We start from the raw sequence: 14,563 nt of genomic DNA on the forward strand, positions 1-14,563 counted from the left end.
CTTTCGCGGCGGGTTTTCGACAGTCGATCCGTGGGCGGATGGAAAGTCCGTATTGCGCGCGATATTCCCTCGCGCACGCGACTTCGATAGCCTCGCCGCATGATGCGCACCCTGATCTGCGGCCTGGCTGCCGCCCTCGCCCTGATCACTCCCGCCGCCGCGCAGGACCGACGCGTCGCCGTGACCTTCGACGATCTGCCGTTCCAGACGGATGCGGCGACCCTGTGCGATCCGGCGCGCCTGATGACGATCACCCAGGACTTCGTCGCCATGCTGAAGCCGCTGGACACGCATGGCGTCGCCTTCGTCAATGCTGGCAAGGTGTGCGAGGCCGAGCGCGCCACGATCCTGCCGCGCGTGCTGAACGTCTGGCTGGACGCTGGTCTGGACCTGGGCAACCACACCAACATCCATCTGAACATCCACTCGAAGACGGTCGAGGCCTATCTGGCCGATGTGGACGCTGGGGCGCCGATCGTTCGGCAGGCGCTTGAGGCGCGCGGCCAGACCTTGCGTTGGTTCCGCCACCCCTATCTGTTCACCGGCGAGACGCAGGAAAAGCACGACGCCATCGCCGCCGGCCTGGCCCAGCGCGGCTATGCGATCGCGCCTGTGACCCTCGACAACAACGACTGGATGTTCGCCGACGTCTATCGCAAGGCCGAGCAGATCGGCGATCAGGCGCTGATGCAGCGCATCGGTCAGGCCTATGTGGCGCATATGGCGACGGTGCTGGACTTCTTCGAACCCTACAGCGCCGAGGTGGCGGGCGGGCGTGAACCGGCGCAGGTGCTGCTGCTGCACGCAAACACCCTGAACCAGGCCTGGTATCCGCAGATCCACGCCCTGTATCTGGCGCGCGGTTATCGCTTCGTGCCGCTGGAAGTGGCGCTGGCCGATCCGATCTATCAGCACCCTGACACCTATGTCCGCGCCAACGGAATCTCGTGGCTGCACCGTTGGATGCAGACCGACGGCCGGCCCATCCGCTGGGAGCCGGAACCGCCTGCCTGGATCGTTGCGGCCAACAAGGCGCCGGCGTCGGAACTTCAGGCCATCGCATCGGCCCGTTGAAGGGTGACGAAACGGCTTCCACCCGTTAAGGCACGGGGCAAATGACCGATCTCGCCACACTCGAACTCGACCTGATCAACGCCATCGGCGGCGCGGAAACCGTCGCCGCCCTGGAGGAGGTGCGCGTCGCCGCCCTGGGCAAGTCCGGCTCCGTCTCCGGCCTGCTAAAGGGCATGGGGGCCATGAGCCCCGACGAACGCCGTGAACAGGGGCCGATGATCAACGGCCTGCGCGACCGCGTCGCCGCCGCCATCGCCGCGAAGAAGACCGCGTTGGAAGCCGCAGAACTGGACGCGCGTCTGCTGTCGGAACGCATCGACCTGACCCTGCCGGCGCGTCCGCGCAGGAAGGGCGGGGTCCACCCGACCATGCAGGTGATGGACGAGATGATCGCCCTGTTCGCCGAGATGGGCTTTGCCGTGGCCGAAGGTCCGGACATCGAGGACGACTTCCACAACTTCACCGCCCTGAACTTCCCGCCCAAACACCCGGCGCGGGAAATGCATGACACCTTCTTCCTGAAGCCGGACCCCGAGACGGGCGAGCGCAAGGTGCTGCGCACGCACACATCGCCGGTGCAGGTTCGCACCATGATGGCGCAAAAGCCGCCGATCCGCATCGTCGCGCCGGGCCGCACCTTCCGCAAGGATTCCGACGCCACCCACACGCCGATGTTCCACCAGATCGAAGGCCTGGTGATCGACCGCGACATCCACATGGGTCACCTGAAGACGACGCTTCAGACCTTCATCGCCCGCTTCTTCGAGCTGGACGCGGTCCAGGCGCGCTTCCGTCCGCACCACTTCCCCTTCACCGAACCTTCGGCCGAGATGGACATCCGCTGCGACCGTTCGGGCGGGAAACTGGTGTTCAACACCGGCGACGACTGGCTGGAAATCCTGGGCTGCGGGATGGTGCATCCCAATGTGCTCAGGAACTGCGGCATCGACCCGGACGAATATCAGGGCTTCGCCTTCGGCATGGGCGTGGATCGCCTGGCCATGCTGAAATACGGCGTGCCCGACCTGCGCCCCATGTTCGACGCCGACACCCGCTGGCTGTCGCACTACGGCTTCTCGGCCTTCGCCGCCCCCAACCCGGCCTCGGGCCTGAGCTGAACGAGTTTCAAGATGACCGATCAAACTGAAACGCCGATGTCGGCCGAAGAAAAGTTCGGCCGAGATCTGGTGGCCCGCACGAACTTTGAAAAGGAGGCGGTGTGGCTGCCGTCGTTGGCTGTTCACCACATGAACGCCGGCAAGACGTTCATCGAGGACAAGACGTTCACGAACTGTCTGATCGAAGGACCGGCGGTCATGGCCGTCATGAACGGCACGACGTTCGACAGCTGCAACATGGGCGTGGCGTCCAATCCGCGCACGCTTCTGCTTCAGCCGATGGGCGATATGATCGCAGGTGTCGTGGGCATGTCCAACTGCCGCTTTGTCCGCTGCCGCTTCGTTCAGGTGGGCTTCACCGGCGCCCCGGATCTGCTTGAGCAGATCGAGGCCGACCTCCTCAGCGCACGGGAGAACCAAGCATGAGCCGGCTTCCGATCAACCGTCCCATGAGCGTCGCCAAGTCTCTGACGCAGGTGGATTTCGTCGATGTCGATATCAACCTGTACGACCTGTACACCGCGCATCAGCAGCAGGGCGCCATCGTCGGGCGAACCTTCACCGGATGCCGGCTTCAGGGACCCGCAATCGTCCTGATCGGTCTGGGCACGACGTTCGACGAGACCAACTTCGGCGACTCGCGCGGCGGGATGAAAAACCTGCTGCTTCAGCCCATGGGCGACAAGGCGCTGGGAACCGTGCCGATGCACAACTGCACCTTCGTGGGGTGTGAGTTCTATAATGTGGGCTACACTGGCTCGGCCGCGGTTCTGGAACAGCTGGCGGCCGTTCCGACGGTGGCGGGACCGGCGGCATGAAGTTCACCCTGTCCTGGCTGAAGGACCACCTCGAAACCGAGGCGGATGTTCAGCAGATCGCCGAGGCCATGACCATGGCCGGGCTGGAGGTCGAGGAGGTGCTCGACCCCGCCGCCAAACTGGCGCCCTTCACCGTGGCCAAGATTATTTCGGCCGAGCGGCATCCCAACGCCGACCGGTTGCAGGTCTGCCAGGTCGAGACGGTCGATGGGATGAAGGAGATCGTCTGTGGCGCGCCGAACGCGCGGGCGGGCCTGACCACGATCTACGCCCCCATCGGCGCCTATGTGCCGGGCCTGGGCGTAACCCTGGTCGAGAAGCCGGTGCGCGGCGTGGTGTCGAACGGCATGCTGTGCTCGGCCTCCGAGCTCGAGCTGTCGGACGAGAGCGATGGCATTCAGGAACTGCCGCCGGAAATCCCCGTCGGCACGCCGGTGGCCGGCCTGTTCGGCGCCGAGCCGGTCATCGATTTCGAGGTCACGCCGAACCGGCCTGACTGGCTGGGCGTCGCCGGCATCGCCCGCGATCTGGCCGCCGCCAGCGTCGGCAAGCTGAAGCATTTCGACATCGCCGTGGTGCGCGGGGCCTTCCCCTCGCCGATCAGCGTCCGGCTGGAAGCGCCCGAAATGTGCCCGGTCTTCGCGGGTCGCGTCATTCGCGGCGTCAAGAATGGCCCGTCGCCGGCCTGGCTGCAGAAGCGGCTGACCGCCATCGGCGTAAAATCTCACAATCGACTCGTGGATGTGACCAATCTGATCGCCTACGACCGCGCCCGCCCGCTGCACGTCTATGATGTGGCCAAGCTGGTCGGGACCGAGATCGTGGTGCGGGGCGGAGTAGCTAAGCAGCAGGGCGACGCTCAGCTAGACGGTCGCCTGACCTACGAGAGCATGTTCGTCGAAGGGTTTGATCACACCCGCGAACATCTGATCGCCCTGGACGGCAAGACCTACGCCGCATCCGCAGCCGACTGCGTCATCGCCGACGCCGGGGGCGAGCGCCCCATCGGCCTGGGCGGCGTCATGGGCGGGGAATCGACCGGCTGCGACGAGACCACCACGGACGTCTTCCTGGAAAGCGCCTGGTTCGACCCGCTGGTCATCGCCCAGACCGGCCGTGCGCTGGGCATCCATTCCGACGCCCAGTACCGGTTCGCGCGCGGCGTCGATCCGGTCTCGGTCACGCCGGGGCTGGAACTGGCCACACGCCTGATCCTGGACCTGTGCGGCGGCGAACCGTCCGAGATCGTCTTCGTCGGCGAACCGCCCGCCAGCCCCGCGCCCTTCGCCTTCGACCCCGCCTATGTGAAGCGGCTCAGCGGCATGGACCTGGCCGACGACCGGATCGGGACCATCCTGGGCCAGCTCGGCTTCCTGGTTCAGGCCGCGACGACCGGTCAGGCCGAGCCCTGGATCGTCACGCCGCCCTCGTGGCGCCGCGACGTCGAAGGTCCGGCCGATCTGGTGGAAGAGGTTGCGAGGATCGAGGGCTTCGACAGCCTGCCTGACACGCCCCTGCCCGAGGCCACCCGTCCCGCCGGCGGGGTGCTGAGCCCCCGCCAGGCCCGCGTCCGCACCGCGCGCCGGGCCCTGGCCGCCCTGGGATACGCGGAGGCCGTCACCTGGTCCTTCACCAAGCAATCGACGGCGGCCCTGTTCGGCGGCGGCGACGACCGGCTGGTGCTGGAGAATCCCATCGCGGCCGATCTGGACTGCATGCGGCCCTCCGCCCTGCCGAACCTGGTCCAGGCGGCGGCGCGGAACGCCGCGCGCGGTTTCGCCGACGCCGCCATGTTCGAGATCGGCCCTATCTATCTGGGCGACGGTCCGGCGGATCAGCGCACGGTCATCGCCGGTCTGGTCGCCCCGCACGCCGCCCGTCACTGGGCGGGCGGCGGCGAAGACGCCCTGTTCACGCTCAAGGGCGACCTGACCACCCTGCTGGAAGAGATCGGCGCCCCGGTGGCCGCGCTGCAACTGGTCCAGGGCCAGAACCGCGACTGGTGGCACCCCGGCCGTTCGGCCCGGCTGCAACTCGGCCCCAAGAATGTGATGGTCGAGTTCGGCGAACTCCACCCGCGCGTTCTGAAGGCGCTGGACGCCGACGGCCCCATGCTGGCCTTCGAGGTCGTGCTGGACAATGTGCCCGAGCCGCGTGGGAAGTCGGGCAAGGCTCGCGGATCGGCCGATCTGTCGGCCCTCATGCCGCTGACGCGCGACTTCGCCTTCGTGATGGAAGACGCCAAGCCGGTCGGTGATCTGGTCCGGGCCGCAACGGGCGCCGACAAGGCCCTGATCGCCGACGTGCGCGTCTTCGACGTCTATCGCGGCAAGGGTGTGGACGAGGGCTTCAAGTCCGTCGCCCTCGAGGTCGTCATCCAGCCGCGCGAGGCCACCCTGACCGAAGCCGAGATCGAGGCCTTGACCGCCAAGGTCGTTGGAGCGGTCGAAAAGCAGGGCGGCAAGCTGCGGGCTTGAGGGAGCGCAGCGCCGTCTTTCGGGCGGCGCGGGGGACATAGGCGATGACGACGGAACCTCAGGCGGCCCAACCGGATCGCGGCCATCTGCTGCGCGTCCTGGGCGTGACGTTCGGCGTCGCCGTCGTGGTCGGCGGCGTCATCGGTCAGGGTATATTGCGCACCCCCGGCGTGGTCGCCGAGGGGGTTCAGAACCCCACGATCATCATCGCCCTGTGGTGCGTCGCCGGTCTGGTCGCCTGGATCGACGCCATGTCGACGGTCGAACTGGCCGCCTCGATCCGCAAGACGGGCGGCCCCTATATCTTCGCCCGGCGCGCCTTCGGGTCGTTGACCGGCCTCGCCGTCGGCGTCTGCGACTGGCTGGGCAATATGGGCGGCATCGCCTTCATCGCCGTGGTCTTCGGCGAATATCTGCACCGGTTGGGCGTCGCGACCAGCGTGCCCATCGGCGTCCTCGCCCTGTTGATCGTGGTCGTGGTGGGCAGCGTGCAATGGCTGGGCACCAGGGTCGGCGGTCGGTCGCAGGAAGTCGGCAGCGCGGTCAAGGCGGCCCTGTTCACCGTGCTGATCATCGGCCTTTTCCTGGCGCCGCGCGGCGCGCCCGTGGCGACCGAGATCGCGCCGGCGACGGCGGCGGCCCTGACCTTCGGCGGCATCGTCATGGCCCTGCGGGCGATCTCGGGCACCTATTACGGTTGGAACAGCGCCTCCTACTTCTGCGAAGAGGTGGTGGATCCGGGCCGGACGATCGCGCGGGCCACCTTCTCGGGCATCGCCGTGGTGACGGTGATCTATGTGCTGGCCAACCTGGCCTATCTGAACGTCCTGACGCCGGCCGAGATGGCGGGCTCGAACCTCGTCGCCGCGGATGCGGCCGGTCGGGTGTTCGGCGATGTCGCCGGCCCCATCGTCACGGCCATTTCGCTGGTGTCGCTGGTGACGATCATCAATGCGATGGTCATGGTGTTCCCGCGCGTCCTGTTCGCCATGGCGCGCGAGTATCAGATCTCGGCCCTGACCCGGGTCGCCGCCAACGGCACGCCGCGTCTGGCCCTGATCGTGACCGTGCTGGCCGGCGGGCTGCTGGCGACCATCGGTGTCTATGAGACCCTGCTGACCTTCTCGACGTCGCTGCTGGCGCTGATGAGCGTTCTGGTGAATGCCGCCGTCATCGTTCTGCGGGTGCGCGAACCGGATCTGGAACGGCCGTGGAAGATGCCGCTCTATCCCCTGCCGGCGATCATCGCCCTGGCGATCAATACGACCCTGTTCGTGATCTTCGTGGTCGAGGACCCGCTGACGGCCGCCAAGGCGTTCGGAACCCTCGCCGTCCTGATCGGGCTCGCCTGGGTGCTGGTCCGGCGAAAGCGTGCAGCGGCCTGATCCGCGCGCCCTGGTAAGTCCCCGTTAACCTTGAAGCCGCAAGGCTGCCGCAAAGGTCGGGGACGGTGAGGCCAAGACCGGCGCGCCAGCCGGCCGTCCTCTCGTCGCCTTTCGGAGCGCCCTCCATGCATCGCCGCCAACTGATCCTTTCGGGCCTCGCCACCGCCGCCGGCGCCTCGTCGCTGGGCGCCTGCGCCTCGGCGCCGCCGCGCGATCCCAACTATCCGATCCGCTCGGACCAGACGGCCCAGGCCTACAGCTTCGATGAACTGGTTTCGGCCGGCTCGCGCGAGCTGGGCATCGCGGCTGAGGTCGTGGGCGGCGCGATCGAGCGCATCTTCGCCGACCAGGGCGACCGCCCGACCGCCTATATCGCGGGCGAGGAAGGCTCCGGCGCCGTCGTTGTCGGCGCCCGCTACGGCCGCGGCGCCCTGCACATGAAGGACCTGTCGGCGTCTCAGGAAGTATTCTGGCAGGGCGCGTCGGTGGGTTGGGACTGGGGTGGCAACGCCAGCCGCGTCTTCACCCTGGTCTATGGCCTGTACCACCCCGACATGATCTATCGCCGCTATCCCGGCATCGAGGGCTCGGCCTATCTGGTCGCGGGCCTGGGCGTGAACTATCAGCGCGCAGACGGCATCGTCCTGGCCCCCATCCGCACCGGCGTCGGCCTGCGCCTGGGCGCCAACGTCGGCACCATGAGCTATAGCCGCCAGCGCAATCTGCTGCCCTTCTAAGCGCGCTGGGCTCGCGACGCGGTCGCTCGCGGCTAGGGCGCGTGACTGCGCCCTAGCTCACCAATCGCGGCGGCGGCGGCGCGTCCATCAGCGTCGCCAGCCCCTCGCGCCAGCTGGCATAGGCGGGCCGCCAGCCCAGCTCGGCCTTGGCGAGGGCGTTCGAGACGCGCTTGGAATCCAGATAGAAGCGGCGCATCGCCTCGCTGACGCTGTCGTCGGTCCAGTCCACCTCTGGCGGGCGGGGCAGGCCCATCCGATCCGCCGCCCATTCCATCACCACATCGGCGGGCGACGGTTCGTCGTCAGTCAGATTGTAGGCGGCGCCCGGTCGCGGCTGCGCCATCGAGGCGAACAGGCCCAAGACGATGTCGTCCACATGGATGCGATTGAAGACCTGGCCGGGCTTCCTGACCAGCTTCGCCGTGCCTTCCTTCAGCCGCTCGACCACGCTGCGCCCCGGCCCGTAGAAACCGGGCAGGCGGAAGATCTGGACCGTCAGCCCCATCCCTTGCGCCCCGTCCAGCCAATCGCGCTCGGCGCGGACGCGGCGTGCGCCCTCCAGATTGGCGGCGTTCAACGGCCCGTCCTCGAACACCCATCCGCCGGCCCGGTCGCCATAGACGGAGGTGGAGGAGACATAGCCGATCCAGTCGGGCCAAGCGTCGCCCGCAAGAGGCCCCAGGGCCCGCAGACCGGGACAGCCTTGGGCGTCCGGCGCGGCTGTGATCAGCACGGCCGTCGCCGCCTCCAGCGCCGTCTTCAGGGCAGCCGCATCGCTGGGATCGATGGCCATGATCCCGTCGGCCGCCAGGGCGCGGCGCCGCTCGGGATCTCGAGAAGTGGCGGTCGCGTGCCCGCCGCGCCGTATGGCCTCCACCGCCGCCGCCCGTCCCAGATAGCCGCCGCCGAAGACCAACAGATCGAGGGGAGGGGAGGCGATAGGCATTACGAAGCTCAGGCCGTCAGAACTTGGGAAGGTGGCGCGTCAACTGTCGGTCGCGCCTCATTTTCCAGCGCCTCCGCCCGGCGTTGGTTCCAGGCGGATACGCACGGCACCCGACCCAGATCGGCCCGGTCGGCATAGCGGCGGGCGATGTCCGTGACCTCGTCCATCAGACCCTGCGCCAGGGTGATCGGCTTCAGCCCTAGATCCCGGAACTGGTCGTTGGCGACGACCAGATCGTTCTCGTCGGCTTCCTGACGCGGATTGGCGACATTGTGGATTTCGGCGCCGGTCTTGTCGGCGATCATGGCCGCCAGATCGCGCACGCGGCGGCTCTCGGTCATCTGGTTCAGGATCTTGACCCGCTCGCCGCGTTTGGGCGGGTTCTTCAGCGCCAGTTCGACGCAGCGCACCGTGTCCTGAATATGGATGAAGGCCCGCGTCTGGCCGCCCGATCCATGCACCGTCAGCGGATAACCGACCGCCGCCTGCATCAAAAAGCGGTTCAGCACCGTGCCGTAATCGCCATCATAATCGAAGCGGTTGATCAGTCGTTCGTCCTGTTTGGTTTGCTCGGTCTGGGTGCCCCAGACGATGCCCTGGTGCAGGTCGGTGATGCGCAGGTTGTCGTTGCGGGCATAGAACTGGAACAGCAGGGCGTCCTGCGTCTTGGTCATGTGATAGATGCTGCCCGGATTGGGCGGGAACAGGATTTCCTGCTCGGCGGGGCCGTTGTCGGTATCCACCGTCACCTTCAGATAGCCCTCGGGAATGCGCAGGCCCGCGGTGCCGTAGCCATAGACCCCCATCGTCCCCAGGTGCGCCAGGTGGACGTCCAGGCCGCTTTCGACGATGGCGGCCAGCAGATGGTTGGTGGCGTTGATGTTGTTGTCGACGGTGTACAGCTTGTGCCGCGCCGACTTCATCGAATAGGGGGCCGCCCGCTGCTCGGCGAAATGCACCACGCTGTCGGGGGCGAAGTCGTGGATCAGGGCGACCAGACGGTCGAATTCCTTGCCAACCGTCATGTTGACGAAGCCGATGTCGCGGCCGGACACGTCTTTCCACGCCTTGATCCGCTCGCCCATGGTGCGGATCGGCGTCAGGGACTGGACCTCCAGCTCGTTGTCGATGTTGCGACGGCTCAGGTTGTCGACGATGGTCACGTCCCACCCTTCGGCCGACAGATGCAGGGCCGTGGGCCAGCCGCAAAAACCGTCGCCGCCCAGAACCAGCACGCGCATGGGATCGCCTCGTCGTCGTCTCAAAGGTCATGCCTAGCCCAGCCGGCGGGCTTGGCAAAGCGGCGCTGTGCAGGGTTCGGTGCGACGCATTGACGAATATCGCTTGGAAAGGCCGCGCACTCGGGTTAAGTCTCTGCCGTCTCCCACTCAATCGCAGCTTTACGGGCGCATACCCGGCTGTTCGCGGCTTGAGCCGGCCATGACGGTCGGTCCCGAAAGGACCGGCGCACCATGCGGGCGACAAGGCATTCCGACAGTTCGACAATCGGGGATCGGCCCCGAGCGAGACGGAACCACGAAACGGACGGAACCGGCCTTCAGGCTTTGGTCCGCCCCTGCACACGGTAGCGCGAATGAGAGATTTCAAGGGCATGAAGCGTCAGCGCGGACGCAATCGGAACAAGGCGGGCGCCAATAACGCCAACAACGCCAATCCGAATCGTTCGTGGGATTCGCAAGGCCCCGAGAACATCAAGGTCCGGGGCAACGCCCAGACGGTGTATGAGCGCTACCAGCAGTTGGCCCGCGATGCGGCCTCCAGCGGCGACCGGGTGCTGGCCGAAAACTATCAGCAGCACGCCGAACACTATTACCGCGTCCTGCGCGCGCTCCAGCCGCAGCGGTCCTTCTCGGACATCGCCGCGCGCGAACAGTCCAACCAGGGCTTCGACATCGACTTCGAGGACGAATCTGGCGCTCAGGCCGCCGCCTTCGTCGCCGCCCAGCAGGCCGCCGACCGTCAGGCCGCGGAGGCTGCAGAGCGCGCCGAGCAGAACCAGAACCGTGATCAGAACCGCGACCGCGACTACAATCGCGACCGGGACCGTGACAACCGCGACCGCGATCGCGATCAGAACCGTGATCGTGACCGTGACCAGAACCGCGACAGCCAGCAGCCGCGCGAACCCCGCGAGCCGCGCGAAGGCGACGAGGTCCGCGCCGAGGGCGAGGGCGGCGGTCGTCGCGAAAGCCGCCGCGAACGCTGGGAGCGTCGCCGCGAGGAACGCAATCGCCGCTTCGACAATCAGGACGGCGCCCAAGACGACGCTGAGGGCGCCGCCCCAGCCTACGCCGAGGCCGACCGCGCCGAAGCCGTCAGCGAAGCGCCCGTCGTCGAGACGCCCGTCAATACGCCTGTCGCTGGAGCGCCGAGCGTCGAAGCGCCGGCCGCCGACGAACGGCCAGCACGCCGACCGCGCCGCACCGCCGCCGCTGTTGCGGCGGACGAGGGCGACGCCCCGACCGCCCTGCCGGGCTTTCTGACCCGCGCGCCGGTTTCGTCGGCCCCGGCGGAGCAAGCCGAAGGCGAGGCGGCCCCGCGTCGCCGTGCGCCGCGTCGCAAACCCGAAGCCGCCGCAGCCAGCGAAGACTGATAACAACCCAAGCGGGCACGTTTACCTGAATGCAACTTTAACGCGTCAATATGGCGCGTCGGAGGGGCGTCATGGATTTCGTCTTGCTTGTCTTGTCCCTGGCGCTGGCGGGAACCTGCGCGGGGATCTGGCTCTGGCTTCAGGCGCACGCGGTCGCCGAGCGCCTGCGTCGTGAGAACGCCCGGCTCGAAGCCCGCATCGCCCAGCAGACCCAAGGCCTGCGCCGCGCCCTGACGACGACCGAGGGCGAGGTCGACCGTCTGACCGCCGAGCTTCGGACGCGGGGCGAGATCATGCAGGCCCTCGGGCGCGAACTGCGTAGTCCCCTGACCACGATCATGGGCTTCGCCCAGTTGCTGCGTGCCGCCGACCCGGCCAATCCCCTGACCGCGCGCCAGGCTCAGTCCTTACGTCAGATCGAGGCCGCGGCCGGTGTCTTGCTGGCCCTGATCGAGGAAACCGAAGCCTTCATGACCGGCGGTGACGGCGGCGGTTCGCCTTCGCTGCACCGCGTCGATCTGCGTCTGGCGCTGCGCCAGGTCTGCGATGGGCTGGAGGCGCAGGCGCGCGAGGCGGGGGTGACGCTGGCCTGTCCGCCGCCCGCCCACGGCCTGTGCGTCATGGCCGATCCGGGCCAGATCCGCCGCATCCTGCGCCGCTTGGTCGAGAACGCCCTGCGCCATTCGCCCGGCGGAGGCAAAGTGCGCATGGAGATGTCGCGCGCTGAGGACCGGATCGTCATCGCCATCCATGACGCCGGCATGATCCCCGTCGGTGCGGGCGACGACCGACCTTTCCGCCCGTTGGATGGTCACGACGCCAGAGGCGGCACCGCCCTCGGCGTCGCCTCGGTCCAGCGGTTGACCGAGCGGATGGGCGGCGCCCTGACCATGGCGCGCAACCCCGGCGCGGGCGCCATCTTTTCACTCAGCCTGCCGGCAGCCCCCGCGCCGGGTCTGGCGTCATCGCGTCAGGCGGTGGTGCTCTACATCGAGGACAATCCCGCCAACATCGCCCTGATGCGCCAGGCGGCGAGCGGCCTGGGCCTGACCCTGCACGCCGCGACGACGGGACCGGAGGGGCTGGATCTGGCGCGTGCGCTCAGACCCGACGTCATCCTGCTCGACATCGGCCTGCCGGACATGGACGGCTATGAGGTCAAGGCGCGGCTGGACGTCGATCCCCTGACCCGCCATGTGCCGGTCCTGGCGCTGACGGCGGCCGTATCGGCGCCGGACCGGGCGCGCGGCCGCGCCGCCGGCTTCGACGCCTGGCTGGCCAAGCCGCTGGATCTGGCGGCCCTGGCGGCGGCGCTGAATACGGCGCTGGGCTGCCCGGAGGTTGACGCCGACGGTCGCGAGAGGGCCTAAGAGGCTTAAAGTTCGCCTGATCGCCCCAAGGGAAGCGTCGATGTCCCGTTTCGTACCGTTCCGCTCGCTCGCGCGTCGTCTGGCGCCGCTGGCCGTCCTGTGCGCCGTCGCCGCCTGCGCCTCGACCCCGCCGCCGCCGCCCCCGCCGCCGTCCGGCGCATCGGGCGCGCTGATGGACTGGCGCGGCGTCATCACGGCCGGCGACCGGGACCGTTACCGCCGCGTCGACGCCGCCTGGACCCTGGCCCTGCAACAGGCCAAGCGTCAGCGCGGCTCCGGCGACTTGAACAGCCTGGGCGATCTGATCGACCCCAAGGCCGACCGGCCCGGCGTCTCGCCGCCGCCCGGCGACTATCGCTGCCGCACCGTCAAACTGGGCACCCAGGGCGGTGAGGACGGTCTGGGCTATGTCGTCTACGGCTGGTTCGCCTGCCGCATCGAACAGACGCCGAAAGGCCTGAAGTTCTCCAAGCTTACCGGCTCGCAGCGCCCCTCCGGCCTGCTCTTTCCCGAAGACGACCGCCATATGGTGATGCTCGGCTCGCTGGCCCTGGCACAGGAGCCCGCCGCCAACACCTATGGCCGCAACCCCGACCGTGATCTGGTCGCCATTTTGCAACGCATCGGCGAGGCGCGCTGGCGGCTGGTCCTGCCGTGGCCCAATACCGAATCCAATCTGGACCTGATCGAGCTGGTCCCGGCGCCGCGCGGCTAAGGTTCGGCTGAACCTCGGGCGCCCTGTCACGTTCGGTCAGGGCAACCGATGGAGACGCTGATGCGCCGCACCCCTCTGGCCGTTCTGGCCCTGATGACCACCACGGCCCTGGCGGCCTGTGGCGACAACAGTCCAGCCAGCCCGGCCGAGACATCGCCCGCCGTGACCACGCCCGCACCCGGCGTGCCGGCCCAGGCCGCGCCGGAAGCGGCGGCGACGCCGGACACCCAAGCCGCGCCTGCCGAGGGCATGCAGGGCGGAACCGAATCCTGGCGTCAGGTCGCCAAGGCCGCCGACGCCAGCCTGCTTGGCAGGCTCGATCAGGCCTGGCGCATGGCCCGCGCCGAGGCCGAGGACGGCGGCTTCTCGCGTCAGGTCGAGGCTCTCGGGCCGCTCGCCGATCCCAACGCCGCTCAGACGGGACGCATCCAACCGGGGCCCGGAACCTATCGCTGTCGCACCATCAAGATGGGCCGCCGTGTCGAGGGTCAGGGACTGGCCTATGTCGAATATCCCTGGTTCGCCTGTTCGGTCGAGCTGACGCCCGGCGGCGATCTGGTCCTGACCAAGACGACGGGATCGCAGCGCACGCGCGGCCTGATCTATCCCGACACCGACCGCCGCGCCGTCTATGTCGGCGCCCAGGCCTGGGGCGCCGACGAGAAGTCCTTCCCCGCCTATGGCGACGAGGCCGAACGGGATCAGGTCGGCGTTATCGAACGCATAGGCCAGAACCGCTGGCGCCTGGTCCTGCCATGGCCCAAGCAGGAAGCCAAGCTGGAGCTGCTGGAGATCACCGGCTAGCGCGCGCCGGTCGAGCGCGCGATCGCGGCGCGCATGCCCTCGGCGTGAAGTGCGCCTGACGGGGCGATCTTGGTGTTCGGCGTTTCGCTGGGCCCCAGATCGGCGGTGCGATCGTCCGGCCCGGTCCAGCTCGGGCTTTCGGCCTTGCGACGGACGGCCTCGCGCAGATTGTCGGTCGCCGTCGCCGACGCCCCGCCGGATTTAGGGCCGGATTTACGCCGGTCCATCTCATCGGCGACGCGGGCGATGGCCCCGGTCAGCAGCGTCTTCTTCTCGCGGGCGCCCGCATCCGGGCCGCTCTCTCCCCCACGAACACGGCCTCGGATCTGACGCTGCACCCGGTCACGCCGCCCGCGCAGCCGCCCGATCAGGTCGCGCAGCTCCGCCGGCGAACGCTCGGCCAGCGCCTTCGTCTGTTCGACCATATCCGCCTCGTCGCGATCCAGCGCGCGCGGGTTTGGGGTCTTGGACATGACGGTCTCCCTTTCGATTGATGGGAAGACAG

Annotated in this window: 14 protein-coding genes; 11 read left to right on the forward strand and 3 right to left on the reverse strand. The window is 68.2% G+C overall.

Annotated features, from left to right (window positions below; all coding sequences use genetic code 11):
* Positions 1–99: 99 nt before the first annotated feature.
* From AC3WRC_RS00070 to AC3WRC_RS00100, 7 genes are all read left to right on the forward strand, one after another.
* Complete coding sequence (locus AC3WRC_RS00070; protein ID WP_165115328.1) at positions 100–1,074, forward strand: polysaccharide deacetylase family protein; 975 nt, start codon at positions 100–102, stop codon at positions 1,072–1,074.
* A 41-nt stretch (positions 1,075–1,115) separates the two neighbouring features.
* Positions 1,116–2,192: a phenylalanine--tRNA ligase subunit alpha gene (pheS, locus tag AC3WRC_RS00075; protein ID WP_492302330.1), complete on the forward strand. Its 1,077-nt coding sequence runs from the start codon at positions 1,116–1,118 to the stop codon at positions 2,190–2,192.
* A gap of 12 nt (positions 2,193–2,204) precedes the next feature.
* The gene (locus AC3WRC_RS00080) at positions 2,205–2,618 is read left to right on the forward strand and encodes a hypothetical protein (RefSeq protein ID WP_492302331.1); all 414 of its coding nucleotides are present in this window, start codon (positions 2,205–2,207) and stop codon (positions 2,616–2,618) included.
* The gene (locus tag AC3WRC_RS00085; RefSeq protein WP_492302332.1) at positions 2,615–3,010 is read left to right on the forward strand and encodes a hypothetical protein; all 396 of its coding nucleotides are present in this window, start codon (positions 2,615–2,617) and stop codon (positions 3,008–3,010) included. Before AC3WRC_RS00080 ends, AC3WRC_RS00085 begins: the two co-directional genes overlap by 4 nt.
* On the forward strand, positions 3,007–5,487 hold the full coding sequence (gene pheT, locus AC3WRC_RS00090) for a phenylalanine--tRNA ligase subunit beta (RefSeq protein WP_492302333.1): 2,481 nt from the start codon (positions 3,007–3,009) through the stop codon (positions 5,485–5,487). The genes AC3WRC_RS00085 and pheT overlap by 4 nt, the downstream gene beginning before the upstream one ends.
* 44 nt (positions 5,488–5,531) lie before the next feature.
* The gene (locus tag AC3WRC_RS00095) at positions 5,532–6,872 is read left to right on the forward strand and encodes an APC family permease (RefSeq protein WP_492302334.1); all 1,341 of its coding nucleotides are present in this window, start codon (positions 5,532–5,534) and stop codon (positions 6,870–6,872) included.
* 125 nt (positions 6,873–6,997) lie between these two features.
* A complete protein-coding gene (locus AC3WRC_RS00100) occupies positions 6,998–7,609 on the forward strand; it encodes a DUF1134 domain-containing protein (RefSeq protein WP_492302336.1) in 612 nt (203 codons plus the stop codon).
* A 52-nt stretch (positions 7,610–7,661) separates the two neighbouring features.
* Here the strand turns inward: AC3WRC_RS00100 and AC3WRC_RS00105 are convergent, their stop codons facing one another.
* Positions 7,662–8,555, reverse strand: a complete 894-nt coding sequence (locus AC3WRC_RS00105; protein ID WP_492302337.1) for a Rossmann-fold NAD(P)-binding domain-containing protein — start codon at positions 8,553–8,555, stop codon at positions 7,662–7,664.
* Between the two features lie 8 nt (positions 8,556–8,563).
* A complete protein-coding gene (locus AC3WRC_RS00110; RefSeq protein WP_492302339.1) occupies positions 8,564–9,796 on the reverse strand; it encodes an NAD-dependent epimerase/dehydratase family protein in 1,233 nt (410 codons plus the stop codon).
* A gap of 353 nt (positions 9,797–10,149) precedes the next feature.
* On the opposite strand from AC3WRC_RS00110, the gene AC3WRC_RS00115 reads away from it, so the two are divergent.
* The 4 genes from AC3WRC_RS00115 to AC3WRC_RS00130 all read left to right on the forward strand — a co-directional run bounded on the left by AC3WRC_RS00115 (position 10,150) and on the right by AC3WRC_RS00130 (position 14,058).
* Positions 10,150–11,169 carry a DUF4167 domain-containing protein gene (locus AC3WRC_RS00115; protein WP_492302340.1) on the forward strand — a complete coding sequence of 340 codons (1,020 nt, stop codon included), beginning with the start codon at positions 10,150–10,152 and terminating at the stop codon, positions 11,167–11,169.
* 83 nt (positions 11,170–11,252) lie between these two features.
* Entirely contained in the window at positions 11,253–12,539 is a 1,287-nt protein-coding gene (locus AC3WRC_RS00120) for a hybrid sensor histidine kinase/response regulator (RefSeq protein WP_492302342.1), read from the forward strand.
* A gap of 40 nt (positions 12,540–12,579) precedes the next feature.
* Positions 12,580–13,254, forward strand: coding sequence for a DUF4893 domain-containing protein (locus AC3WRC_RS00125; RefSeq protein ID WP_492302343.1), 675 nt, complete (start codon positions 12,580–12,582; stop codon positions 13,252–13,254).
* Between the two features lie 60 nt (positions 13,255–13,314).
* Positions 13,315–14,058, forward strand: a complete 744-nt coding sequence (locus AC3WRC_RS00130) for a DUF4893 domain-containing protein (protein ID WP_492302344.1) — start codon at positions 13,315–13,317, stop codon at positions 14,056–14,058.
* Here the strand turns inward: AC3WRC_RS00130 and AC3WRC_RS00135 are convergent.
* Positions 14,055–14,531 (reverse strand): hypothetical protein, encoded by a 477-nt coding sequence (locus AC3WRC_RS00135; RefSeq protein WP_492302346.1) that lies wholly within the window; start codon positions 14,529–14,531, stop codon positions 14,055–14,057. The two genes, AC3WRC_RS00130 and AC3WRC_RS00135, sit on opposite strands and share 4 nt — an antisense overlap.
* Between the last annotated feature and the right edge of the window lie 32 nt (positions 14,532–14,563).

It is taken from the genome of Brevundimonas sp. EU05-FHT14B07 (genome assembly GCF_058790795.1).